The sequence below is a fragment of the Amycolatopsis thailandensis genome (assembly GCF_002234405.1).
Lineage (GTDB): Bacteria > Actinomycetota > Actinomycetes > Mycobacteriales > Pseudonocardiaceae > Amycolatopsis > Amycolatopsis thailandensis.
The window spans coordinates 1-24,768 of sequence record NZ_NMQT01000061.1 but is presented as its reverse complement, the minus strand read 5'-3'; the positions used below and the strand labels follow the sequence as shown (position 1 = coordinate 24,768).

Here is a 24,768-nt window from a genome sequence, read left to right as displayed (position 1 = left end):
GGTGTCCCGGGCCGACCGATCAGCCCGGGGAGATTTCACCAGTGTCGGACACCCGGCCGCCCGCCGGGGGCGAAATCGGCAGAACGGGGCGGAGGAATCTGATGAGAAGCACCTTCAACACCGCCAGTTCCGCGGCCGGGTCGAGGTCCGGCTCCAGAATCACGCGGGAGAGCGGCGCGTCGATCAGCGCGACCAGCCAGCTGGCCGCCGTCTTCGGGTCGAGGCCGGGATCGATCCGGCCCGCGTCCACCGCCCGCCGTACGAGGCCGATCAGGGCGTCACGCAGGGCTCGGTCGTTGCCCTGGACGAGTTCGGCCAGCTCGGCGTCGCGGGCGCACTGGGCGGCGACTTCCAGGACGAGCCTCGCCGCCATCGGGTTCAAGAGCTGTTCGGAGACGGTGAAGAGGACGTGGAGGATCGCCTCCCATGGATCTTCGAGCTCGTGAGCGGCCGCGATCAGGGCCGCCGTCTCGTCGCCGTCCTGCTCGAAGATGCCGACGAACACCGCGCGCTTGTTCGGGAAGTAGTGGAACAGACTGCCGGTGCTGATCCCCGCGGTACGGCAGATCTCCGCCGTCGTGGTCTTCTCGAAGCCCTTCTCCGAGAAGCACCACGCGGCGGCGTCGAGGATGGCGCGGCGTTTCGCCTCGTGCTTGGCCGGGTCGACCGTCCTCATTTCACCGCCGGCGGTTCCGCGTGCCAGGGGTAGCCGTGCTCGGTGAAGGCCTTGGCGACGGCTTCACGGTCGACGTCCCCCTTCTGCCGCGCCAGTTCGCGGCCGTCCGAGGCGATGAGGACGAGCTCCTTGCCGTCGAGGAAGACCGCCTGGAGCTCGGCTTCGTAAGCGCGGCTGCGGCCCTTGGTGGTCAGCGTGACGCGGGTCGGCGTCACCTTGACGATCAGCCGCTCGTGCGCCCAGACCGCGGCGAACGCCAGGCCGAGGGCCACGCCCACGCCGAGTCCGGTGACCAGGCCCCAGGGGCTGGGCATGTCCGAGACGAGCTGGAACGGGCCCTTGAACGGGACCCAGCTCAGCGAGGCCACCCAGCCCGAGATCGACTGGAGGAACCAGCCGAGGGCGGCGCCCAGCAGCGGGCAGCCGAGCCAGGAGGCCGTGCGCAGCCACTGGGGCTCGTCGACGATCGTTTCCATGGTGCCCATTATTAGACCGAGCGCTCGGTTTATCAATCCAGGGGCCTGATTAGGGCGCGTTTCGTCCTCTGGATGCGGTAGTTGGCAACGCGAACTACCGCATCCAGAGGACGAAACGCGGGAGGGGGTCAGTCGCGGATCTGCTGCCAGATGAGGAAGTACGCCCGGTGCACGACGTGCGCGACGCGGCTCTGGGCGGGCGTCGCACCGAAGGACGCGAAGGAGCGCCACCAGCCTGCGCGTTCCAGCGCATGGGCGGCGAGGTCGGCCCGGGGAGCGCCCGGCTTGCCGAGCTGGGCGCCGATGTCGGCGTTGCTGCCGACCCGCAGGACCTCCTCGGACAGGTCCTCGGGCATGTCGACGGCGCCGGACGCAACCAGCGTGAGCGCTTCGAGCAGCCGGAGCTGGTGTGCCTCGGGCTTGGCGAGCAGGACCTCGATCGCGTCGTGGACGCGCTGCCGTTCGGCCGGGTCGCCCGACGCGTGGGCAAGCGCGGTCACCGAAGCGAGCGCGGCGGCCGCCTTGATGCCGTCGGCGCGGGCGGCGAAGACGATGCTCAGCCGCTGCCGGACGGCTTCGAGCCCGGAGGCGTCGAGCAGTTTCCGCCGCAGCGACCCCGCGGTGATCTCCGGTTCCTTGCGGATCGCTTCGACGGCGTACCGGACGCCGAACAGGTCCAGCTTCTCCAGCAGCCGCAGCCGTGTGCCCGACGCGACGTCGCATTCCCAGCTGGTGAAGATGTCCGCCGAGATCAGCATGGTTTCGAGGATGTCGTCGTCCATCTCGGCCAGCTGCCGCAGCGCCTCGGCGTCGCCTGAGGTGAATCCGCCGGACTCGGCCGATTCCGCGATCAGCCCGATCACCGGCAGCACGTCCGCGATGCGGGGCTTCAGCGTCGCGGCCTGCTTCTCCGACAACAGCGTCGCGGCCTTCCACACGTCGCCGCCCGAGCCTTCGACCGACTCGGGCGCGATGGTGTCCGCCTTGTTGAGGACGGCGATCGCGTTGACCGGGCCCGCCTCGCGGCTCGCGGTGGCGGCGGTGAACGCGGCCAGCGCCTGCTGGTCGTCGGCGCGCACACCCTGCGTGACCACGTAGAGCACGGCCTCGGCGCCCGCGACGGCGTTGCGCGAAGTGTCGTCCAGCTCGTCCGAGCCCTCTTCGTCGTCCTCGTCGCCGTCATCGGGCTTGCGGTGCTTCGCCGCGCCCAGCAGCTGCTCGGTCCGCGACACCGAAGCGGCGTCGAGCGACCCGAGACCCGGGGTGTCGATGACGGTCATGCCCTGGAGGACCGCGTTCGTGAGGTACGCCTCGATATGCGAGACCTTGTCGATGTCGATGCCCAGCTCGGCCGGGATCATCCCGTCGGCGGCGAAGGGCAGCACCTGCTTGCGGCCGTCGTTGAAGACGATCTCGACGCGGTCGACCGTGCCGTACTGGAACCGGGTCACCAGCCGGGTGCACTCGCCGACGTCGGTCGGTGCGACCCGGCGCCCGATCAGCGCGTTGACCAGCGTGGACTTACCCGATTTGATCCGGCCGGCGACGGCGACCTGAAGCGGGCCGCCCAGCCTGCGCAGCACTTCGGCGAAGCCGGCCGCGGTGCGCGCGGACACCTGGGGCTGGAGGCGGTGGCAGAGGTTCGCCACCGACATCGACAGCGGGCCGGCGAGACGGCCCTGCTCCGTCGCTGAGGTCACGGCGCCCACACCCTCCCAGTCGTCGAGCAAGCCGACCCGAATCGTGCCATGCCGCTCATCCTCGGGTCGCACCGAAGGTGGTACCGGCGACCGACGCGGGGACGTCCCGGGCCGACATAGTGTTACCAGGTGCGACGGTTGAGCCTCTGGATGCGTGCCCACCCCATGGCGGGGGACAGTCTCATCGCCGTCGTCCTGTTGCTGACCGACCTGCTGTTCTACGTGGCGGCGGTCGAGACGCCGGAAGTCCCGATGCCGCCCTGGTACGTGGTCCTTCCGCTGGACATCGCGATGGTCGCCCCGCTGGTCTTCCGGCGGAAGGCACCGCTGTGGTCGGCGTACCTGCTGCTGCTGATCGGGATCCCGCACGGGGCGCTGGAGCTGGGGGCGGCCAGCGCGTTCGCGTTGATGATCAGCATCTACTCGGTGCTCGTCTACGTGGGACGCAAGCAGGGGCTGTTCTATCTGCTGGCGACCTTCGTCGTCTCCGGGGTCCAGATGTGGATCGACCCGCCGGAGGACATGTGGGTGCTGGTGATCATCGGCGTCTTCTCCGCCGCGCTGTGCTGGACGCTCGGCGAGTTCGCGGGAGCGAGGCGCGCCTATCACGAGGAGGTGGAAGCCAGGTTGCATCTACTTGAGACGGAACGGGACCAGGCGACCAGGATCGCCGTCGGTGAGGAACGCGGACGGATCGCCCGTGAGCTGCACGACGTCGTCGCGCACGCGGTGAGCGTGATGGTCGTGCAGGCCGACGGCGCGTCCTACGCGGTCGACGGGAATCCCGAGATGGCGAAACGGGCCTTGCAGACGATTTCGGAGACCGGCCGCGGCGCGCTCGCCGAGCTGCGGCGGCTGCTGGACGTGCTCCGCAGCGACGGCGACGACGAGCCGCGCGTGCCGCAGCCGGACGCCAGCGCGCTGACTGACCTCGCGGACCGGATCCGCCAGGCGGGTGTCCCGGTGACCTTGGCGATCGGGTCGGACGCGCTGGAGGGGCTGCCCGCCGGTGTCTCGCTCGGCGTGTACCGGATCGTGCAGGAGTCGCTGACGAACACGCTGAAACACGCCGGGCAGGGCGCGCAGGCGGAGGTGCTGGTGCGCCGGGAGAAGGACGTGATCGACGTCCGGGTCACCGACGACGGCGCCGGCCGCGCGAAACAGCTGGTGCCCGCCGCCACGAAGACGGCGTCGCAGGCGGCGCCGCCGAGGAAGCTGTCCGTTCCAGGCGGGAACGGATTGATCGGAATGAGGGAACGGGCGAACGTCTTCGGCGGCACGCTGGAGGTCGGGCCCGCTCCCGGTGGAGGGTGGCAGGTGCACGCGAGGCTCCCGGTTAGGTTGGCGACGTGATACGGGTGGTGGTCGTCGACGACCAGGAATTGATGCGCGTCGGGTTCCGGATGGTCCTGGGCGCGCAGGCGGACATCGATGTCGTCGGCGAGGCGGGTGACGGCGCGCAGGCCATCAAGCTCGCCGAGGAACTGCGGCCCGACGTCGTGCTGATGGACGTCCGGATGCCGGTGCTGGACGGGGTCGAGGCGACGAAGCGGATCGTCGAGGCCGGGACGGCACGGGTGCTCGTGATGACGACGTTCGACCTGGACGAGTACGTCTATTCGGCGTTGCAGGGCGGGGCGAGCGGGTTCCTGCTGAAGGACACCCAGCCCGATCACCTGGTGTCGGCGCTGCGGGCGGTCGCTTCGGGCGACGCCGTTGTCTCGCCTTCGGTGACCAGGCGGCTGCTCGACCGGTTCGTCGGCGGCGGCGGGAAGCCGATGCGGGACGCGGCCGAGCTCGACGTCCTCACCGAGCGGGAACGGGAGGTGCTCGTGCTGATCGCGAAGGGCCTCTCGAACCTGGAGATCGCCGAGACGCTGTTCCTGTCCGAGGCGACGGTGAAGACGCACGTCGGGCGGATCCTGTCCAAGCTGGACCTGCGTGATCGGGTGCAGGCCGTGGTGCTCGCCTACGAGACCGGGCTGGCGCGTCCCGGGGTCACCTGAGCCTCGTGAGTGGCAAGGACGGTTCTAACCGTCCTTGCCACTCACGAGACCCGTCCGGAAAAGTGGTCATTCGGTGAGCACTTTACGGCGGATCCTTCTTCTCAGTGCCACTACCGGAGGAGAAGGAAATGCTGCGAGGTCTCACCACCACCACGTTCTACGCCGACGACATGGCCGCCGCGATCGAGTGGTACTCGGATCTGTTCGGGATCGAGCCGTACTTCGTGCGCGACGGCCATGACGGGAAGCCGGCGTACGCCGAGTTCCGGATCGGCGACTACCAGCACGAGTTCGGCCTGGTCCGCGGCGACTACCGGCCGTCGACGGCCCAGCCCGGTCCTGGCGGAGCCATCGCGAACTGGGCCGTCGACGACGTCGAGGACGCCTTCGCGAAGCTGCTCGAGAAGGGCGCGAAGGAGTACGAGCCGATCATCGAGCGCGGTCCGGGCTTCGTGACCGCGGCCGTCGTCGACCCCTTCGGCAACGTCCTCGGTGTCATGTTCAACCAGCACTATCTGGACGTGCTGGCCGGGAAGAAGTAGCGGTGACGGTGGCGGAAGAAGTGGCGGTGCGGAAGCGCGTCGGTACAGGTGGTCGTGAGTGGTAAGTGTCGTTAGAACGACACTTACCACTCACGACCCACCCAGCCCAGGTCTTCCCGCCGGGGCTCAGCGGTAGAGCGAGTGGTCGGCCGTCGCCGTGTCCTTGCCCGTCTCCCGGACTTCGGCCATCCACTTGCCGAAGTCCGGGCGCGAGCCGTCGACGTCGGTCAGGCCGTACTCGTTCATCAGCGTCCACGACGCCAGCGTCTTGCCCGCGAACCGCGACACTTCCGGATCGGTCGCCAGCTTCGCGACACCCCGCCCGAGCAGCGCCGGGGTCTCGGAGATGGCGAAGTCGACCGGGGCGGCCTTGCCCACCGCGTCACGCCAGGTCTCCTCGGTGACCCCGAAGTAGTCGAGCATCGCCTCCGACCGCAGGAAACCCGGCGTGACGGTCATGCCGACGCAGCCGTACTTCTTCAGTTCGGCGCCGAGCGCCCTGCCGATCGCGCGGATCCCGCATTTCGCGAGGAAATACGGGATTCCCGCGCCGACGTACTCGTCGTGGTCGCCGTCGGTGACCTCGATGACGAGTCCGCCCTCCTGCCGGACGACCAGCGGCAGCAGCCGGTGCAACGCGATCAGATGCGTGTCGATCGCGTTGTGCACCAGCGTGAGCGCGTCGTCGAGACTGGAGTTCCAGTACGCCCCGTCGAAGTCCGCGAGCGGGTCGCCACCCCAGACGTCGTCGATCAGGACGTCGATCCGGCCGTCCACTTCGGACTCGATCCGCGCCTTCAGCGCGTCCACATCGGACACTTCGGTGAAGTCGGTGCGGACGGGGATCCCCCAGCCACCCGCCGCGTCGACGAGCTCCGCGGTGTCCTCGATCGTCTCCGACCGCTTCATCGGCGACTGCTGATCCCTCGTCGTGCGGCCGGTGACGAACACCGTCCAGCCGAGCCTGCCCAGCTCCACCGCGATCGCCCGGCCACATCCTCGCGTCGCCCCCGTGACGACGGCCACTTTCCGGTCCATTCAGGACGCTCCTTTCCACGCGGTCAGTACCGCGTCCACGTCTTGCCCCATTCGGTCGACGATCCGGCCCTTCGGCCGGATCGACCAATCCAGCGCGGCCCCGTTCGCCACCCCCATCAGCACTCGCGCCGCACGGACGACCCCCGGCGCGCCCGGCAGGTCACGCGCCGCGGCCCGCGTCAGCCGCCGCAGTTCCGCTTCCACGGCGGTGAAATGGTCACCCAGCAGGGCGCGGAGGTCCGGATCGCCGATGTCCACTCCCAACTGCCCGAGGTGGTTCGCCGCGGTCTCCGCCGTCCCCAAGCCCTCGTAGATCACGATGACCGCCGCGCGCAGGGCCTCCACGGGGTCGGCCAGCTCGCCACAGTCCCGCATCAGCCCTACGACGGATCGCGTGTTCAACCGGCTCAACGCCTGCAAGAGGCCGTTTTTCGAGCCGAACCGCTGAGCGACCGTGCCGACCGCGACCCCGGCCTCCGCCGCCACCTGGGCCAGCGTGAAACCCGGGCCGACCTTGCCGATCACGGTCCCCGCCGCTTCCAGCAGTCGTTCGTCGGTGATGGAACGGGGTCTCGCCATGCCATTAGTGAACCATGGTTCATTAACCCTGGCGATTCAGGGTCACTCTCAGGGGTGTCACCGATCGCGTACGCCGTCCGGAGACGGCAAGCTACTTCTCAGGTCGGGTACCAGGTTGGCACCTCAGGATGACGCGCTCGGCCACCCACATGGACGACGATTGTTCTCGCAGTCGCCGAGGGGAGCAGACATGATCGAGGCAGCGGGCCTCACCAAGCGGTACGGCAAGACACTGGCGGTGAACAACCTTTCCTTCTCCGTCGCGAGCGGGAAGGTCACCGGTTTCCTCGGCCCCAACGGGGCGGGAAAGTCGACGACCATGCGGATGATCCTCGGCCTGGACAATCCGACCTCGGGTCAGGTTCGCATCGGTGGCAAGCAGTACCGCGAGCTGAAGCAGCCGCTGCGGACGGTCGGCGCGCTGCTGGACGCCAAGTGGGTACACCCCAACCGGTCGGCGCGGGCGCACTTGCAGTGGATGGCGAAGTCCAACAAGATCCCGGCGGGCCGGGTCGACGAGGTGCTCGACGTCGTCGGGCTCACCAGCGTCGCCGGAAAGCGCGCCGGCGGGTTCTCGCTCGGCATGTCGCAGCGGCTGGGGATCGCGGCCGCGCTGCTGGGTGACCCGGAGGTCCTCCTCTTCGACGAGCCGGTCAACGGCCTCGACCCCGAGGGCATCCTCTGGATCCGGAAGTTCATGCACCGGCTGGCCGACGAGGGCCGCACGGTGTTCGTCTCCTCGCACCTCCTCTCGGAGATGGCGCTGACCGCGAGCCAGCTGGTCGTGATCGGCAAGGGACAGCTGATCTCCCAGTCCTCCACCGAGGACTTCGTGGCGCGGGCCGCCGAAAACACGGTCAAGGTCCGGTCGCCGCAACTGCCCGCGCTGCGCACCGCGCTGACGCAGGCGAGCGCCCAGGTCACCGACGAGGACCGCGCGATCATCGTGTCCGGTTTGGACAGTGCGAAGATCGGCGAGATCGCCGCGGCCAACCAGATCGTGCTGCACGAGCTCAGCCCGCAGACCGGCTCCTTGGAGCAGGCCTTCATGCAGATCACCGGCGATTCGGTCGAGTACCACACCGGTCTCGAAGCCGAAGCCGCCGAAGTGGTCGCCGCCGCCCAGTAGCCAACACTGCCGCTCACTCTCTCGAGGAAAGAAAAGCCATGACTCTGCTCGCCGTGGAACGCATCAAGCTGTTCACCACACGCTCACCCTGGTGGTGCGCGCTGATCACCCTCGCGGTCGTGATCGGCTTCGCCGCCATCTTCGCCGGGGCCGCCCCGGCGGGTGAGTTCACCGACGTCTCGAACTCCCAGTTCGGCTACGTCTTCGGCATGACCGTGATCATGGTGCTGGCGGCGCTTTCGGTGACCACCGAATACCGCTTCGGCACCATCCGCACCACTTTCCAGGCCGTCCCGAACCGCAAGTCGGCGCTGCTGGCGAAGACCGGCGTCGTCGCGCTGCTTTCGCTCGTGATCGGCGAGATCGCCGCGTTCGCCGCCTGGGGTCTCGCTTCGATCATGCGGCCGGAAGACCTCATGCTGAACACCACCGCGGAGTGGATCAGCGTCGCCGGTGTCGGCGTCGTGTTCGCGCTCGCCTCGGTGATCGCGGTCGCCGTCGGCATCCTGATCCGGCAGAGCGCCGGCGCCATCTCGCTCCTGCTGATCTACACCCTCGCGGTGGAGAACCTGATCCAGCTGATCCCGAAGGTCGGCAAGGACATCTACGACTGGATGCCGTTCCACGTCGCCGACCGGTTCCTCACCGGTTCGGGTCCCGCCGCCGCGAACGCGCCGTTGAGCCAGGCAGGGTCGCTGGCCTACTTCGCCGGTTTCGCGCTGGTGCTGCTGATCATCTCGCTGGTCGTCGCCGACAAACGCGACGCGTAAGAAACTTCCGCAGGGGAGAAGGCCGGACGTCCGCTCGGGGGAGCTGGACATCCGGACGGGGAGAAAAAGGGGAACAAGGACCGGGCCGCCGATCGGGGGGCAGCCCGGTCCTTTCCCCGTTGGTAATGTCGCAATCCACTGGCGGGAGGGTCGATGATCGAGGCCACTGGACTCACGAAGCGTTACGGCGACAAACTCGCCGTGAACGATCTTTCTTTCACCGCCGAAGCGGGCCGGGTGACCGGGTTCCTCGGCCCCAACGGGTCGGGGAAGTCCACCACGATGCGGATGATGCTGGGGCTCGACAGCCCCACGTCCGGCTCGGTGACGATCGACGGCAAGGCCTACCGCGAGCTGCATGATCCACTTCGGACGGTCGGCGGCATGATCGACGCGGCGTGGCGGCATCCCGGCCGACCGGCCCGCGAGCATCTGCGCTGGGTCGCCGCCACGAACGGGCTGGCCGACAAGCGGGTCGACGAGGTGCTCCGCCTGGTCGGCCTGGAGTCTGTCGCGCGCAAGCGGGCCGGGCAGTTCTCGCTCGGGATGCTGCAACGGCTCGGGATCGCGACGGCGCTGCTGGGCGACCCGCGGGTGTTGCTGTTCGACGAGCCGGTCAACGGGCTCGACCCCGAGGGCATCGTGTGGATCCGGCAGCTGATGCACGCGCTCGCCGCCGAGGGCCGCACCGTGTTCGTGTCCAGCCACCTGCTGCCGGAGATGGCGCAGACCGCGCAGGACCTCGTGGTGATCGGCCGGGGGAAGCTGATCTATCAGGGGACGATGGAGGACTTCGTCGGCCGCGCGAAGGGCCTCGGCGTGCGGGTCCGCAGCCCGCATCTCGCCGAACTGCGGACGGCGCTGACCGAGAAGGGCGCCGAGTTCCGCGAGGAGGACGGCGCGCTCATCGTGTCCGAAATGGACAGTGATCACCTCGGCGAGCTCGCGTTCGCCGCGGGCGCGACCCTTCACGAGCTGAAGCCGCTCACCGGCTCGCTCGAACAGGCGTACATGGAACTCACCGCCGAAGCCGTCGAGTACGGCGCCGGTGTCCCGGAGGTGGCGCGATGAGCACGGCGAACCTGATCCGCGCGGAGCGGATCAAGCTGCTGAGCACGCGGGCGCCCTGGTGGTGCGCGGCCATCGCGGTGGTGCTCGCGATCGGCTACACCGCGTTGTTCTTCGGTCTGGTGCCGCTGGAGGGACAGGCGACCGTCGCCTCGACGCAGACCGCGAGCAACCTCGGCCGCACCGTGGTGCTCGTGCTCGCCATCCTCGCGGCGGCGACCGAGTTCAACTGGGGCACGATGAAGCTCACCTTCCAGGCGGTGCCGTCGCGCGTGCCCGCGCTGGTGGCGAAGGGCGTCGTCGTCGGGGTCTTCTCGGGGCTGATCGGCCTGCTCGTGGGCTTTTGCTCGTGGGGGATCGCGTACCTGGTCAAACCGGCCGCGGATCTCGGACTGCACTCGGGCGCCGACTGGCGCGCGGTGGCAGGCCAGGGACTGACCTTCCTGCTGACCGGTCTCCTCGGGGTCGGCCTCGGCCTGCTGTTCCGCAGTCCCGCGTTCGCCCTCGGGTTCGCGCTGGCCTGGACGCAGGTGATCGAAGGTCTCGTGATCCTGATTCCGCGAGTGGGCGACGACATCTACCAGTGGATGCCGTTCTTCGCGGCGAATCAGTTTTCGGGGCCGGATCTGACGGTTTCGATGCTGAAACTCGACCCGCCGTTGGGGCCGTGGGGTTATTTGGCTTATTTCGGCGGCATCTGCGTGATTGTTTATGCGATCGCGCTGATGATCACCCATCGAAGGGATGCGTGAGCTTTTACCGCGGCCAAAGGAGTTAAGTCCACGTTAAGAGCCTGTGGCTTCTCTCACAGGATGCGGACATACTGTTCCTGACCGGGCGATGCTCGGGATGAGCCGCTTTTTCGGCTCTCGGCCCCGGAGGTGATCCTTGACGGTGGATTCCGGTCAGGGAGTGGAACGCACGATCCCGAAAGCCCGCACGGAAAGTACCCGGCCACGACTCGAGCCCATGCTCGACCTCGAATGGTCCCAAGCGATCGAACTACCCCGAACGGTGGCGTCGGCGACCCGGCCGTCCGATATCCGCCGTGCCTGGGTGCACCGCGCACCCGAAGATCTCGTTGTCGCGCTGTACCGCGCGTCCAGTGGAATGCACGGCGAAATCCCCGCGCCGTGGTGGCTTCGCGCCGTCGTGGAAGGAAGGCTCGAATCGCGGGAACTCGGTTTCCGCATCGAAGATCGGATCTCCGGTCTGCTCGGCAGGCGTCCCGGTTGGGAATTCGTGCCGTGGGCCGCGGACGGTGAATCCGGCTACTGGGAGTTCATGCCTTCCGAACGCGGGGCTTCCGGGCATTCGATCCCGACCACGGTGCTGAACACCAGCCGTCACGACGGCTGGATCGACGTCCTCCCCGCCCATTCCAGTACGACGCCGCCGCCGATCGCGGTCGGCGGATTCGCCGGGCTGCGGTCGCGGCTGGGGGAGTTCGAAGCGGTGCGGTAACCGGCAGGCGGAGCTGAAGGCGCATTCTGGAAATCAGCCAAAAGCCGAACCCGCCCCGGCCGAAGGCCCCGCTATCGCGGTGGCAGGGCGCCCCTCCGACCGAGGCGACGGAGTTTGCCGACGAGCGCCCTGCCGACGTGATCGCGGACGCGGGTTCGCCGGTGAACACAGCCCCCGCGTTTAATGGGCGGGTGGAAAACGAGGACCAGCCACGGATGCGCAGCGTGGTCAGCTATGTCAAACGCGGCGGCCGGATGACCGTCGGGCAGCAGCGAGCCTGGAACGAGCTCTGGCCGTCGCTCGGCCGCACGGTCGGCGAGCTGCCCGAAGGCACGGTGGATTTCGACGACTGGTTCGGCAGGCGGGCCCCGGTCATGGTGGAGATCGGCTCGGGCATGGGCGAGACCACGTCCCAGCTCGCGGCCGCCGCGCCGGAACTCAACTATGTCGCGGTCGAGGTGTACGACCCGGGTCTCGGCCAGCTGATGCTGCGCGCGGAGAAGCTCGGCGTGGAGAACCTGCGGCTGATGCACGGTGACGCCGTCGTGCTGCTGACCTCGCATGTCGAGCCGGGTTCGCTGGCCGGGGTCCGGCTGTTCTTCCCGGACCCGTGGCCGAAGAAGCGGCACCACAAGCGGCGGATCGTGCAGCCGGAGTTCGTCTCGCTGGTGGCGTCGCGGCTCGCGCCGGGCGGGACGTTCCACATGGCGACCGACTGGGAGAACTACGCGGAGCAGATGATGGAGGTCTGCTCGGCCGAGCCGCTCCTGCGCAACCGCCACGCCGCCGAGCCGGGCGGCTGGGCGCCGCGTCCGGAGTGGCGCCCGGTCACGAAGTTCGAGAACCGCGCCGACGTCGAAGGCCGGATCTCGCACGACCTGATCTTCGAACGCGCCTAGAAACGCCTGAAAGGGCCGGTCAGCGGCGTCCCCACGTCGCTGACCGGCCCTTTCTTCACACCCCCGTGCCTTGGGATGCCCCCTGCGCATCCCCGGTGCCCGTTCATCCATCCCCCGACAGAGGGATGACCGGGCACCCGGCTCGTGGGTGGTTACCTCCGACTCCACCCACGAGACCTGCCCGCCCCGGCGTCATGACGCCATTCGGACGAACCTTTTACTCGTCGGCCAACGGCTCCGACTGCACCCGCTTGAGCGCCGGGGTCGAGACGGATGCCCCGAGCAACGCCACCCCGATTCCCAGCACCACGGGCGCCAGCAGCCACGGGCTCAGCACGATCCCGTCCTTCTCGACCAGGCTGTAGAGCCCGATGCCGACTCCGACCCCGACCGCACCCGCGCCGATGGTGGCCACCATCGCGGGCAGGGCCGCTTCCATCCGCAGCGCCCTCGCCAGCACCCGGACCGGTGTCCCGGCCGCGATGAGCGCCCCGAAGGTGCGGCGGCGGTCCATCACCGAACCGGCGGTCGCCACGGCGGCGCTGCATCCGGCGAGCACGCCGGCGGCGATCAGGCCGATCACGGTGACCCGGCGCAGGTCGCCGAGTTCCTGCTGCTGGCCGATCAGGTGCAGGCCGCGGCTGCCGACCTCCTGTCCGGGGGCCGCCCCGACCAGCGCGGTTCGCACGACCTCGCCGTTCTGCGGTGTCGTCGGCACGATCACGTCGAACCTTTCCGGCGTGACCCCCGCGGGGACCAGGGCCGGGTCGATGACGATCGTGCCGTAGGTGTCCTCGTCACTGGACGGGAAGAGGTGCACCGGGGCCTTCGCGTCGAGCGGCGTGCCGGCCTTGTCGTAGTCGTTCGTCACGCTGTAGACCGCCGGGTCGAGGCTGGTCCGGCTGTAGATCGCCGGACCCGGCTGGCAGGTGCCGCCTATGTTCACCCGGAGCAGTTTCGTGGCGTCCTCGCAGGTCATCACGAAAGCCCTGCTCAGCGTCTGGTCACGGGTCCCTGGCGCGCCTGTGGACAGGTAGACCTGGCCCACCGGGATGGCCTTTTCGGTGACCCCGTTGCGGGCGAGGGACGCGTTGGTGTCGTCGGCGATCCGCTGGGCCTGGGTCGCGTCGGATTCGGCGTAGAGGACGTTGTCCTTGAAGGTCCGTCCACCGCCCGCCATCGACTCGAACGAGGGCAGCAGCGTGAGCGCCATCGAGCCGGTGAACACCGCGAGCACGACACCCGCCGTGGCCCGGTACGCGCTCTTCGGGTCGTCGCGGAGCCTGCGTCCGGCCAGCAGCGACGCCGGTTTGCGCCAGATCCGGACGAAGGTGCCGCCGACCGCCGAGGTGACCCACGGCCCGACGATCGCGGCCGACCCGACCAGCAGGAACAGCCCGAGCATCACCATCCCCAGGCTGCCGTTGTCCTGGGTGACCGCGAACAGGAAGAAGGCACCGGCCACGGGGACCGCGAGCAGCCGCCACCAGTGCAGTGGTTTGCGGGCGTGTGCCGAGGCCGCGAACAGCGGCGTCTTCAGGACGCGACGGATGCCGAGGACACCCGCGAAGACGACCAGCAACGGGATCACGACGGCGACCGCGACGGTCGAACCGACCGGGAGGCTGAAGTCCGACGCGAGCCAGGTCCCGCCTGCCCACGGAACGAACGTCGAGAGGCCTTGGAGCGCCGGTGCCACCAGGATGCCCAGCAGGGCGCCGATCACCGCGGACAACGCCGTCTCGGCGGCGACGATCTTCATCACCTGCCCCGGGGTCGCCCCGGCCAGCCGGAGCGCGGCCATCCGCACCTCACGCCGGGCGGCGGTGAGCCGGGCCGAGGACGCGACGAGCACCAGGCTCGGCACGAGCAGGACGATCACGCCGACCCAGGCGAGCAGTTCGAGCATCGGGTCGGGCTTCGCCTGCTTGTCGGGGAAGCCGTCCGCGGCGAGCGCCGTCTTCGGCATCGTCTCCGGGGTGTGGCCGACCACGGCGACCAGCTGCTCCGGATACATCAGGGAGTCGGGTCCTAGCGCGTCGACGAGTTTGCCGAACCGGTCTCCGAGCTGGGCCTGCGGCGCCGACTGGATCAGTTTCCCGAGTTCGGGCGAAACGATCGCCTCGCCGGGGCCGGGCAGCTTCGGGATGCCCGGCGGCAGGCTGAGGATCGGCGAAGTGCCGGTCTGGGCGATGTCGACGCGGATGATCTCGCGGTCGCCCGAGTAGTCCTTGTTGGCCGCCATCAGCAGCGGCGCCGGACGCTGGCTCTCCCCGGACTGGGAGTAGTAACTGCCGATGTCCTGCCAGATCGCCCGCTGCGAGCGGGCCTGCGTGGCACCCGGGAGGGAGGCCAGCAGGAGCACCAGACTGGTCGCGACGGCGACCCCGACCGCGGTGAGGATGGCCGACGTGCGGGTCCGGCGGTCGACCCGGAGCACCCGCATGGCCAGCTGGAAGCTGTTCATCAGGCAGCCAGCCTCGTCGCGATCAGGCCGTCGCGGATGGAGACCGTGCGCGGCATGGCCTCGGCGAGTTCGCGGTCGTGCGTCACCACGATCACCGCGGCGCCGCTGTCGGCGGCCGCCGCGAGCAGCGCGTCCATGGTGGCGCGGCCGGTGCGGGTGTCGAGCGCGCCGGTCGGCTCGTCGGCGAAGATCACCTTCGGCCGGTGGGTCAGGGCACGGGCGATCGCGACGCGCTGCGCCTCACCGCCGGAAAGCTCACCGGGGCGGCGCTTTTCCTTGCCCGCCAAGCCGAGCTTCGCGAGCCATTCGCGGCCGGCCTCGATGGATTCCTTGCGCCCCTTGCCACCCAGCAGCGACGGCAGCGCGACGTTCTCCTCGGCGCTCAGTTCGGCGACGAGCATCCCGGATTGGAACACGAAACCGAACTCGGTGCGCCGCAGTTCGCTGCGCTTGCGCTCGTTGAGCTGATCGACGCGCTGCCCGGCGAGGAAGATCTGCCCGGAATCGGCGCGGAGGATCCCGGCGAGCACGTGCAGCAGGGAGGTCTTGCCCGAGCCGGAGGGCCCGACGATGGCGACCGCGTCACCCGCCTGGATGTCGATGTCGATCCCGGCCAGCGCGTGCTGTGTGCCGTACCGCTTCACCAGCCCCCGGCCCGAAAGCACCGGCTGCCCTGTCCACTGTGGATCTACCACCGTGATTCTCCCTAGTCAGTCACTTGTGTTCCGCTTCGGGGAAGAGCTTCGCGGTGAACCGCCTGTGTCCACTTCGGGCAGACGGCCAGTGCTGATCACGCCCGCCTCGGCCGATCGGCCGAGGCGACTCGGACCGGTCGGCCAAGGTGCGGACGGTGGCGGATCCTCTACCGTCACGGTGTGACAGCAGGTCCATCCCAGAACAAGCTCTACGCACGGGCGAGCGCGCTCACGCGCCGTATCGGCATGCCCGTGGTCGTCCTGCTGGCCGCGTTCGCGTTCGACCTGGCGTTCATCACCGACGCCGCCTTCGACGACGCCGGCCCCAAGGTCATCGACCTGCTGCTGTTCCCCGGCATCTTCGGGATGGTGTTCTGCGCGCTCTGGGCGCAGAAACGCGCCGCCGTCGCCGCCGTCGCGGCTTCGGTCGTGCTGGTGGCCTACACGCTGGTCGTCCGTTACTTCAACATCCCGACCTACTCGAGCGTGCTCGCGAACCTGTCCATCACCGAAGTGGTGGCCGGCGTCGAAATCCTGTTCTACGCCGCGCGCCGGACGCGGCCGGGCGTCGCGTTCGCGGTGATCTCCGGTCTGGTGCTGGCGACGCTGACGGCGGTGTCCGGCCGGTACATGGACGGCATGTCGGGCGGCACCATGGCGCAGGCGATGCTGTTCGGGGGCATCCTGCTGGGCGGCACGCTGGTCTTCGCGATTCCCGGGCGCGACCGCATGACGAATCCGAGAAGCTACGAGAAGCTGCAGAAGCTCAACAAGCTGGTGCTGGGCCAGTGGCCGCTCATCGGCATGCTGAGCGTCGCGCTGATCCTGGAATTCACCTTCACCTACGCCAGCGGGGCGCACGGTCTGCCCATCCTGGTCTGCTCGATCGTCGCCGCGATCATCGCGATCGCGGCGCCGCGGCGGCCGGCCGACGCGATGATCGCGCTCACCGCGGTCATGCTGCTTTCGGCGCTGGTGACCCCGTTCCTCCGGCTCCGCTACGACTACCCGACGCCCGGCGGTGTGCCGGGGACGCAGGTCGTCGCGGGGATGGGCGCGATCGTCACCCTGGTCCGCGCGGTCGGACTGGGCAAGGCCACGTCACGGCTCGCGGCGCTGACCGGGGTGGTGATGGGCGCCTGCGTGCTCAACACGCAGCGGCCGAATCCGCGGCTGATGACCAACCCGGACGACATCGCGGGGTTCGCGATCGCGGGTCTGCTGCTGCTCGGTATCTCGGTGGCGGTCGGCCTGGCGCTGCGTTCGCGGGATTCGGAGCGGACGCAGGTCATCCAGTCGGCGATCAGCGACGCGCAGACGTCGGAACGGATGGCTTTGGCGCGTGAACTGCACGACGTCGTCGCCCACCACGTCACCGGGATCGTCGTGCAGGCGCAGGCGGCGAAGATGATGGGCGAGAAGAACCCGCAGGTCGCGGTCGAGGCGATGGGCCGGATCGAGGACGCCGGGGTGGAGGCGCTCGCGGCGATGAGGCGGCTCGTGCGGAGCATGCGCGGTGACGCGCCCGCCGGGAGCAGCGAGTTCAGCGAGCAGGCCACCACCGATCTCGCCGCCGATCTGCGGTCGCTGATCGAACGGTCGAACCACGGCGTGAAGACGTCGATGAAGCTGGAACTGCCGTCGGACGTGCCGCACGAGGTCGGGCGATCGGCGTTGCGGCTGGTGCAGGAGTCGCTGACGAACATCGGCAAGCACGCGTCGGGCGCGAAGGAGGCGCTGGTCATCGCCGAGGTGGCCGGGAGCGAACTGCACCTCCAGGTGACCGATGACGGACGCGAGCCGGATCGCCGTCCGGCCGGTGGGTCGGGCGGCTACGGTCTGATCGGCATGCGCGAACGGGTCGCCCTGCTGCACGGCCGGCTTTCCGCCGGCCGGGCGCCGGGCGGCGGATGGCGCGTCGAAGCGTGGCTACCACTTGAAGGAGAAGAGTGATCCGGGTACTGATCGCCGACGACCAGGACATGGTGCGGATCGGCTTCCGGATGATCCTGGACGCCCAAGACGACATCGAGGTGGTCGCCGACGTCCCGGACGGTGTCTCGGCGGTCGCGAAGGCGCGCGAACTGCGGCCGGACGTCTGCCTGCTGGACATCCGCATGCCGGGGATCGACGGGCTCGAGGTCACCAAGCAGCTGGCGGGCCCGGACGTCGCCGATCCGCTGAAGGTGGTGGTGGTCACGACGTTCGACCTGGACGAGTACGTGCACACCGCGCTGCGGAACGGCGCGAGCGGGTTCCTGCTGAAGGACGCGGGCCCGGCTTTGCTGATCGAGGCGGTGCGCGCGGCCGCGCGCGGGGACGCGCTGGTGTCGCCGCAGATCACCGTCCGGCTGCTGAAGCATTTCGACGGCGGCGCGGTGAAACGCGAGGTCGTCCCGCCTTCGGAGCCGCTGACCGCGCGGGAACTGGACGTCGTCAAGGCGGCCGCGAAGGGGCTGACGAACACCGAGATCGGGGCGGAGCTGTTCCTGTCGCTGTCGACGGTGAAGACGCATCTGGCGTCGGTGCAGGGCAAGGTGGGTGCGCGGAACCGGGTGGAGATCGCGGCGTGGGCGTGGCGTAGCGGCGTCGTCGACTGAAAGTAAGCTCTCGGTTATGCAACGCCGTTTCCACGCTCCTGTCGTTCTCCCCGCCGACCCCGCTTGCTCGTTGCTGCGTGACGCCGTGGTCGACGTGGACGAGGCGGGGCGTGTCACCCATGTCGGTCCCGTGTCCGAGGCTCCCGAAACGTCCGCTCCCGTGACCCGGTTGAGCGGTCTTCTCCTGCCCGGTCTGGTCAACGCGCACGCGCACAGCCCGATGACGCTGTTGCGCGGGATGGGCGGCGACCTGCCGCTGCTGCGGTGGCTGACCGAGATCATCTGGCCCGCCGAAGCGAAGCTGAAGCCCGCCGACATCCGCACCGGCATGGTGCTGGGCTCGGTCGAAATGCTGCGGCACGGTGTCACGACCAGCGCGGAGATGTACTTCGAAGGCGAGCAGCTCGCCGACGCGGTGCTCACCACCGGTGGCCGCGTGATCCTGGGTCCGCCGATCATGGAACTGCCGGGGATGGACTGGCGCGCGATGTTGAAGGGCATCGAACGCTGGATCGACACCGACGGTCTCCGGTTCGGCCCCGGTGAGCGGATCGAGGTCGGCTACGGGCCGCACTCGGCGTACATGCTGAACGAAGAAGCGCTGCGCGCGACCGCGGAATCGGCGGCCGAACGCGGCGCCCTGGTGCAGATCCACGTGGCCGAGGCGGCACTCGAAGACGTCAAGCAGCGCGAAGCGCATGGTTCGGTGCCCGCGCTGCTGGAGAAGGTCGGGATGCTGCGGGGCCGGACGCTGGCCGCGCACGCCATCCACCTGTCCGACGAGGACATCGCGCTGTTCGCGGCGCGCGGGGTCGGGATGGCGCATTGCCCCGGCTCGAACGCGAAGCTCGCTTCGGGCATCGCGCGGGTCACGGAGCTGCGGAAGGCGGGCGTCGCCATCGGGCTCGGCACCGACGGCCCGGCGTCGAACGACGACATCGACCTGTGGGAGGAACTCCAGCTCTCGGCGATGTTCGCGCGGCTCGCGACCGGCGACTCGACCGTGCTGACCGCGGCCGACGCCTTCCTGCTCGGCACCCGCGGCGGCGCCGACGCGCTGGGCCGGACCGACATCGGCGCGCTGGAACCCGGCCGCTGGGCGGACATGGTGCACGTCGACCTCGACGACCCGGCCTTCGCGGCGGGCCTCGACGTCCCGGACGAGCAACTGCTCTCGAACCTGGTGTGGGCCGCCGGCTCGCGCCGGGTGCGCGACGTGTGGGTGGCAGGCGAGCAGGTCGTCGGCGACGGCGAATCCCTGCGGGTGGACCGCGCGAAAGTCCAGGCCGAAGTCGCCGAAACCTCCGCACGCCTGCGCTCTTAACTCACCTACCCAGCCCCCCACCCGTCCCAGGGGGCGGCCCCGAGGCCAGTCTATCGGGAGTTGGGGGCGGGACCCGGGGGAAAGTGCTGGTGGGGGCGGGGTTGTCCACAACCGTGCGAGGCTGTGGACAACTGGCGCCGAGCGGGTGCCGATGTCCCGAAAGTGGCTTTCGCGACACGTCGGCCTGAGCCGGGGCGCAGCAAGGGTTCCCAATGTCGCATTCGGGACGCTCAGCGACTCAAATGCGACATTGGGAACACGCGGACGGCGCCACCGGAAATGGCGCGTGGCCTTCAGGACAACGGCACGTGGGTTAGACCAGGCCGCGAGGGCGCAGGGTCACTTCGGTCGGGTGCGCGTCACCGGTCGCGGTGACGGCGGAGAGCACGGCGGCCGCGACGGAGTCGGGGCGCAGGAAGCGTTCCGGCTCGTAGGCGCGGCCCTCGTCGGCGATGATCGCCTGCTGCATTTCGGTGTCCGTGCGGCCGGGGTAGATCGACGTCACCCGCAGCGTGGACTCCTCCTCTCGCAGCGCGTCGGCGAAGGCGCGGACGGCGAACTTGCTCGCCGCGTACGGTCCCCAGCCCGGTCGCGCGTTCTGCCCGGCGCCCGAGTTGATCACCACGACGTGCCCCTTCGCGGCACGAAGCGCGGGCAGCAGCTGCCTGGTCAGCGTGACGACGGCGAGCACGTTGACCTCGAAGTTCGCCCGCCAGTCGGCGTCGGTCGTGGCTTCGAGGGTGCCGAGTCGCGCGACACCCGCCGAGTGCACCAGGACGTTCAGTTCGCCGAACTCGGCTGTCGCCGCTTCCAGTGCCTCGGCATCGGTCAGGTCGACCGGCCACGCCCGGGCGCCGGGCAGCGTGCCCGCCAGTTCGCCGAGCGCGTCGGCGTCGCGGCCGCCGAGCAGCAGCCGGTGCGTGGGGGCGAGCGCGCGGGCGACCGCGGCACCGATACCGCGGGTGGCGCCGGTGACGAGAGCGAAGGGAAGATCAGCCATGGCCGCCACGCTAGTACGGCGGTCTCGCGTGCTCGAAAGCGTATCTCGCGTGATCAGAGACGGAACTCGCGTGATTGAAGAGCGATCTCGCGTGATTGGAAGGCGATCACGTGTGATTGGGCGGACGACACATCGCGGGGCGGTCAGGGGGCGCAGGTGACCGGCGGTGTCGCCACCCGCGGGAACCGCACGGAACCGCGCGTGAACGACCCGATGAGGTTGTCCGCGAACCGTCCGGCCGTCAGCGGATCCCGCACGGACGCGTCGATCGCCGCGATCTCCGGGCAGCTGAGCGCCACCCGCGCCGCCGCGACGTCGACGGCGCGGGCCGGGCCGCCTTCGGCGATCGGGAGCCGCGCCGAATTCGCCAGCTCCCACACCGGAGGCAGCCACTTCTGGTGGCCGGGACGGCCATTGGCGAGCGGCGTCGAATGCGCGGCGAACGGATTGGCGAGGCCGTAACCGTCGCGCAGCCGCATGTCGAGCGGGATCAGCAGGCCGAGCGCGCCCATGCTGTCCGCGGCGACGGTCACGTACGGCCGGTCCGTCGGGTACGCGTACCAGCGCCTGGTCGCGTAGTCCTGGACCAGCACCGCCGGGCCGTCCACACCGTGGACGGCGTCCAGCGCCGACGGCATCAGCGGGTGATCGGCGTAATCCTCGGCCAGGATCGGATACTCGTGCCCCGTCGCGCGCGACCAGTACGACCGTTCGTCGGTGATGCCGACGGCACGCGGCTCGGCGGAGTACGGCGGGCGGAGCGACCCGACGGCCACGAACGCCCAGATCCCGGCACCCACCAGGAACACCGTGGTCAGCCTCGTCACCGGCAGGGCCAGCACCGGAAGCAGCAGGCAGAACAGCGCCGGCAGCAGCATGCGCCCGTGCATGAAGTCCCCGCCGACCCTGACCACGTACAGCGAGAGCAGCGCCGCGCCGACGACCGGGACCGCGGTCAGCACCGCGAATGTTTTGTCCACAGTGGACGATACGGTGACGACGGCGGCCGCGAGCAACAGGAGCGGCAGCCAGAGCCAGTACGGCTGGACGAGGTCGACGAAGTACGCCCATCCACGAGCCCAGTTCGCCTCCGAAGCCTCCTTGACCAGGGCGGTGTTCGGCGTCAGCAGACCGTAGTAGCCCATCCGGAACACCTGATACGCCAACGGGAGCGCGGCCGCCACGGCTAGCAAGCCCACCACGCGACGACGTCCCGGCCACGCAAGCACGAGCAGCGCCACCAGAGCGACGGCGCTGAAGAGCGCGAGATCCGGCCGCACCAACGGTCCCAGCCCGGCGACCAGGGCGACCGGCCAGGTGCGCAGATCATCCATTGTGGACATACGGCGGACAAGCAGCCACCAGGTGCCGCCCAGCCACAACGTGATCAGACCGGTCTCCAGGCCGGACGTCGCGAAGTCGCGGAACGGCGGCAGCGCGCAGACCACCAGCGCCCCGGCGGGCGCGAGCCCGTGGAACGCCAGCGGCTGGTAGAGCCGCCGGGCGCCGTCCAGGCCGAAGAACAGTCCGGCGACCGAGAAGACCAACCCGGTGACCACGGAGATCCACTCCAGCGGCACTCCCGGGATCAGCCCGAGGACACTCAGCACCGTCGTCCACAAAGGACTGGTGTTGGTCTCGACCCGCTCACCGATGTTGAAGACCGGCCCGTTGCCCGCGAGGATCTGCCGGACCGTCCGCAGCACGATCAGCCCGTCGTCGCTCATCCAGCGGCGACGCCAGGCGAGGTCGGCGTAAACCATCAGCACCAGGCCGAACCCGAACCACGTCCAGGTCGACGGACGCCGGAACCAAGCGCGCGAAGGCCAGTCAGGCGCGTTTTCGCCCGTGGTCGTGTTCGTCTGCGTCATGGCTCCGCCCGGCTCGGTTGCGTGCGCAGGAGATCAGGCGCGCGGCCCGCGAGTCAAACCGCGCGGGCGGACAGGCAGGACTGGGGTCGCTTCCTCCCTTCCATGGTCAGCCGGGCGGTGACCTCGAACCCGGCCTTCTCCATCAGCTCGGCGACCTTGCCGGGTTCCAGCAGGTACGCGTCATAGGTGACCGGGTGGCCGTACGCCGTCTCCGGGCTCAGACGTTCTTCGCCGACGTGAAATCCGACCAGCAGACGACCATCGTGCGCGAGCGTGCGGCGGAACTCCGCGAACACCGCCGGGAGCTCCTCGGGTGGCAGATGGAAGATCGACCACCAGGCGACCAGTCCGCCCAGCTCGCCGTCCGGGAGGTCGAGGGCGGTCATCGAGCCGGCAGAGAACCGCAGGTCAGGGTACTGACGGCGGGCGACCTCGATCATTTTCGGCGACAAGTCGACACCGGCGACGTCGAGACCGAGCGACGCCAGGTGGGCGGTGACATGACCCGGCCCGCAGCCGACGTCGACGACCGGGCCGCGCACCTGCTCGGCGAACGCGGCCAGCATCGCGCGGCCGATCGGCTCCTGGTCGAAGAGCGATCTGACCCTTACCGCGTAGTCCTCGGCGACGGTGTCGTAGGACTCGCGGGTGGCATCGAGATGTGAGGTGGTCACGGTGGGCGACGCTAGCGCCACCCACCGACAATTCTCACGGCTCGATCAGCCCGGCGTCCCTGGTCAGGTCCTCCGGCACCCCCGGCTCGGCCGGCGGCGTGCACCCGGTCGCGGGATCCGCCGCCGAGTCGGTGCCGTCGAACTTCGCGGCGCCGGACTTGGTCAGCTGCCGGGAACCGACGTCGAAACACACCTGGTACGAGCCCGGAAGCAGGCTTCCGAACGAGTACCGCCCGTCCGGCCCGGTCACGGTCGAACCGATCTCCTTCGCGGAAGCGTCCTTCAGTGTCACCTTCACGTCCGGGACGCCGAGCTCGTCGCGGCCTTGCAGGCCGTCCTTGTCCTTGTCCAGCCAGACGAAGTCGCCCAGTTTGCTCGTCGGCGCGTTGAGGCCGGCGGCGAGCGTCAGGTCCGTTCGCTTGCGAGGGCCGACCGTGGTGGTCGCCGTGCAGCCTGTCGCCGGATCGGCATCGGAGTCCTTCGCGTCGTCACCCGCGTCCTTGGCCGTGTACGTATACGGAAGCGCGCCGATGTCGAAACAGACCTGGTAGATGCCGTCCTTCAGCTTGGTGAAGCGGTACTTGCCGTCGGCGTCCGTGGTGAGCGTGCCGAGCGCCGTGCCCGACGCGTCCTTCAGCGTCACCTTCACGCCCGGGACGCCCGGCTCCGCGGAGTCCTGCAGCCCGTTGCGGTCGACGTCGTTCCAGACGAACTCGCCGATCTCGTCGATCGCGGGCGGCGGGGTGACCTTGATCGTGGTGGTGGAGGTCTTCTTCGGCAGCTTGCCGCTGGAGACGGTCACGGTGCTGACGTGGCCGTTGTCGGCTTCGGTGACGTTCTTGTGGTCGCAGGTGACGGTCGCGGACTTGCCGGCGTCGAGCGCCGCGATCGGTGTGGGCTGGACGTCGCAGTACGGGTCGTCGACCTTGACCGCGGTCAGCGTCGTGGTGCCGTCGTTGGTCACCGTGAAGCGGTAGTTCGCGGTGGTGCCCGCCTCGAGGGTGGCCGTGGCGCCCCAGGCACCGCTCGCCGGATCCCGCACCTCGGCCTTCGCCGAAAACGAGTCGATCCGCAGGTGGACGCAGTCCCACATGACCCAGTTGTGGTCGGTGGCGGCAAAGAACTTCACCGAGTTCGCCGACGCCGGGGCGATCGACGGCTCGAAGTCCTGCCGGGCCAGTTTGCCGTCGGTCTCGACGGCGTGCGCGACCTTGAGCTTGTTCTCCAGGACGACCTTGTCCGACGCGTTGTAGAACCGCAGTCCAGTCTCTCCGACGGCGTCCGCGCGCCGGAGGTTGACGTCGTTCGTGCCTGTCCAGTCGGTCAGCGTGTAGACGGCGCCGGGCACGAACTTCATCGCCGCGTAGGCGGTGCTGACCATCTTGTCCGGCGTCGAGATCAGGGCGTACTTCCCGCCGTCCTGCTGATAGCCGCCCGCCGTCGACAGCCGGGGGTGCTTGCTCTTCGGCGTGCCGGCGGGCACCGGGGCGGCAGGGTTGAACTTGTACCCGGTGGGCGGGCTGCCCTGCTCCACGCTCGGGTTCGGCGCGGCCCCGCCGGTGCAGCCCGACGGGATGTCCACAGCCTGCGCGTGCGCGGGAAAAGCGCCCCCGGCCAGCAGGAGCGTTCCGGCCGTCATCAACACCAGTGCCCTTTTCACAGGGCTGAAGCTAGTTATCCGGCCCCGGTTCCGTAATCGCTGAACCGTGTCGACGAGCGCCCCGATCAGGCAGAACCGAGAGTGACCGGGACGCCGATGCCGTCTTCCCACGGCATCGGCGTCCCGGTCA

The 24,768-nt window shown here is 69.3% G+C and carries 23 protein-coding genes; 12 read left to right on the top strand and 11 right to left on the bottom strand.

What is annotated here, in order from left to right; genetic code table 11:
* Positions 1-19 precede the first annotated feature (19 nt).
* From CFP71_RS17850 to CFP71_RS17840, 3 genes are all read right to left on the bottom strand, one after another.
* A complete protein-coding gene (locus CFP71_RS17850; protein ID WP_093934996.1) occupies positions 20-676 on the bottom strand; it encodes a TetR/AcrR family transcriptional regulator in 657 nt (218 codons plus the stop codon).
* Positions 673-1,152, bottom strand: a complete 480-nt coding sequence (locus tag CFP71_RS17845; RefSeq protein WP_093935029.1) for a YqeB family protein — start codon at positions 1,150-1,152, stop codon at positions 673-675. Before CFP71_RS17845 ends, CFP71_RS17850 begins: the two co-directional genes overlap by 4 nt.
* Before the next feature lie 128 nt (positions 1,153-1,280).
* Positions 1,281-2,807 (bottom strand): dynamin family protein, encoded by a 1,527-nt coding sequence (locus tag CFP71_RS17840; RefSeq protein WP_093935028.1) that lies wholly within the window; start codon positions 2,805-2,807, stop codon positions 1,281-1,283.
* 195 nt (positions 2,808-3,002) lie between these two features.
* Here CFP71_RS17840 and CFP71_RS17835 point away from each other — a divergent pair, with 195 nt between their 5' ends.
* From CFP71_RS17835 to CFP71_RS17825, 3 genes are all read left to right on the top strand, one after another.
* Positions 3,003-4,205, top strand: a complete 1,203-nt coding sequence (locus CFP71_RS17835) for a sensor histidine kinase (RefSeq protein WP_425266622.1) — start codon at positions 3,003-3,005, stop codon at positions 4,203-4,205.
* Positions 4,202-4,858 (top strand): response regulator, encoded by a 657-nt coding sequence (locus CFP71_RS17830; protein WP_093934994.1) that lies wholly within the window; start codon positions 4,202-4,204, stop codon positions 4,856-4,858. The genes CFP71_RS17835 and CFP71_RS17830 overlap by 4 nt, the downstream gene beginning before the upstream one ends.
* Before the next feature lie 128 nt (positions 4,859-4,986).
* Positions 4,987-5,400, top strand: a complete 414-nt coding sequence (locus CFP71_RS17825) for a VOC family protein (RefSeq protein WP_093934993.1) — start codon at positions 4,987-4,989, stop codon at positions 5,398-5,400.
* Positions 5,401-5,526: 126 nt separating this feature from the next.
* Here the strand turns inward: CFP71_RS17825 and CFP71_RS17820 are convergent, their stop codons facing one another.
* Together CFP71_RS17820 and CFP71_RS17815 are read right to left on the bottom strand one after the other, a co-directional pair.
* On the bottom strand, positions 5,527-6,438 hold the full coding sequence (locus CFP71_RS17820; RefSeq protein ID WP_093934992.1) for an SDR family NAD(P)-dependent oxidoreductase: 912 nt from the start codon (positions 6,436-6,438) through the stop codon (positions 5,527-5,529).
* Positions 6,439-7,017 carry a TetR/AcrR family transcriptional regulator gene (locus CFP71_RS17815; protein WP_093934991.1) on the bottom strand — a complete coding sequence of 193 codons (579 nt, stop codon included), beginning with the start codon at positions 7,015-7,017 and terminating at the stop codon, positions 6,439-6,441.
* Positions 7,018-7,207: 190 nt separating this feature from the next.
* Between CFP71_RS17815 and CFP71_RS17810 the strand changes: the two genes are divergently transcribed.
* From CFP71_RS17810 to trmB, 6 genes are all read left to right on the top strand, one after another.
* Complete coding sequence (locus CFP71_RS17810) at positions 7,208-8,146, top strand: ABC transporter ATP-binding protein (RefSeq protein ID WP_093934990.1); 939 nt, start codon at positions 7,208-7,210, stop codon at positions 8,144-8,146.
* A 38-nt stretch (positions 8,147-8,184) separates the two neighbouring features.
* Positions 8,185-8,916, top strand: a complete 732-nt coding sequence (locus CFP71_RS17805) for an ABC transporter permease (RefSeq protein WP_093934989.1) — start codon at positions 8,185-8,187, stop codon at positions 8,914-8,916.
* 153 nt (positions 8,917-9,069) lie between these two features.
* Positions 9,070-9,987, top strand: a complete 918-nt coding sequence (locus tag CFP71_RS17800) for an ATP-binding cassette domain-containing protein (RefSeq protein WP_093934988.1) — start codon at positions 9,070-9,072, stop codon at positions 9,985-9,987.
* Positions 9,984-10,736 carry a hypothetical protein gene (locus tag CFP71_RS17795; protein WP_093934987.1) on the top strand — a complete coding sequence of 251 codons (753 nt, stop codon included), beginning with the start codon at positions 9,984-9,986 and terminating at the stop codon, positions 10,734-10,736. The genes CFP71_RS17800 and CFP71_RS17795 overlap by 4 nt, the downstream gene beginning before the upstream one ends.
* Before the next feature lie 160 nt (positions 10,737-10,896).
* Positions 10,897-11,448, top strand: coding sequence for a hypothetical protein (locus CFP71_RS17790; RefSeq protein WP_093934986.1), 552 nt, complete (start codon positions 10,897-10,899; stop codon positions 11,446-11,448).
* Positions 11,449-11,663: 215 nt separating this feature from the next.
* Positions 11,664-12,347, top strand: coding sequence for a tRNA (guanosine(46)-N7)-methyltransferase TrmB (gene trmB / locus CFP71_RS17785; RefSeq protein ID WP_244199719.1), 684 nt, complete (start codon positions 11,664-11,666; stop codon positions 12,345-12,347).
* Between the two features lie 217 nt (positions 12,348-12,564).
* Here trmB and CFP71_RS17780 read toward each other — a convergent pair whose 3' ends face one another.
* A complete protein-coding gene (locus CFP71_RS17780; RefSeq protein WP_093934984.1) occupies positions 12,565-14,814 on the bottom strand; it encodes an FtsX-like permease family protein in 2,250 nt (749 codons plus the stop codon).
* A complete protein-coding gene (locus tag CFP71_RS17775; RefSeq protein ID WP_016338261.1) occupies positions 14,814-15,509 on the bottom strand; it encodes an ABC transporter ATP-binding protein in 696 nt (231 codons plus the stop codon). The genes CFP71_RS17780 and CFP71_RS17775 overlap by 1 nt, the downstream gene beginning before the upstream one ends.
* Positions 15,510-15,689: 180 nt before the next feature.
* Between CFP71_RS17775 and CFP71_RS17770 the strand changes: the two genes are divergently transcribed.
* From CFP71_RS17770 to CFP71_RS17760, 3 genes are read left to right on the top strand one after another with little or no spacing between them, the layout of a single operon-like run.
* Positions 15,690-17,462 carry a sensor histidine kinase gene (locus tag CFP71_RS17770; RefSeq protein WP_093934983.1) on the top strand — a complete coding sequence of 591 codons (1,773 nt, stop codon included), beginning with the start codon at positions 15,690-15,692 and terminating at the stop codon, positions 17,460-17,462.
* On the top strand, positions 17,459-18,109 hold the full coding sequence (locus CFP71_RS17765; protein WP_093934982.1) for a response regulator: 651 nt from the start codon (positions 17,459-17,461) through the stop codon (positions 18,107-18,109). Before CFP71_RS17770 ends, CFP71_RS17765 begins: the two co-directional genes overlap by 4 nt.
* A gap of 16 nt (positions 18,110-18,125) precedes the next feature.
* On the top strand, positions 18,126-19,433 hold the full coding sequence (locus CFP71_RS17760) for an amidohydrolase family protein (protein WP_093934981.1): 1,308 nt from the start codon (positions 18,126-18,128) through the stop codon (positions 19,431-19,433).
* 313 nt (positions 19,434-19,746) lie between these two features.
* Here the strand turns inward: CFP71_RS17760 and CFP71_RS17755 are convergent, their stop codons facing one another.
* From CFP71_RS17755 to CFP71_RS17740, 4 genes are all read right to left on the bottom strand, one after another.
* A complete protein-coding gene (locus tag CFP71_RS17755; RefSeq protein WP_093934980.1) occupies positions 19,747-20,433 on the bottom strand; it encodes an SDR family oxidoreductase in 687 nt (228 codons plus the stop codon).
* A 143-nt stretch (positions 20,434-20,576) separates the two neighbouring features.
* Positions 20,577-22,304: an arabinofuranosyltransferase AftB family protein gene (locus tag CFP71_RS17750; protein WP_093934979.1), complete on the bottom strand. Its 1,728-nt coding sequence runs from the start codon at positions 22,302-22,304 to the stop codon at positions 20,577-20,579.
* A 53-nt stretch (positions 22,305-22,357) separates the two neighbouring features.
* Positions 22,358-22,978: a class I SAM-dependent DNA methyltransferase gene (locus CFP71_RS17745; RefSeq protein ID WP_093934978.1), complete on the bottom strand. Its 621-nt coding sequence runs from the start codon at positions 22,976-22,978 to the stop codon at positions 22,358-22,360.
* 34 nt (positions 22,979-23,012) lie between these two features.
* Positions 23,013-24,638, bottom strand: a complete 1,626-nt coding sequence (locus CFP71_RS17740; RefSeq protein WP_244199717.1) for a DUF7850 domain-containing protein — start codon at positions 24,636-24,638, stop codon at positions 23,013-23,015.
* Positions 24,639-24,768 lie beyond the last annotated feature (130 nt).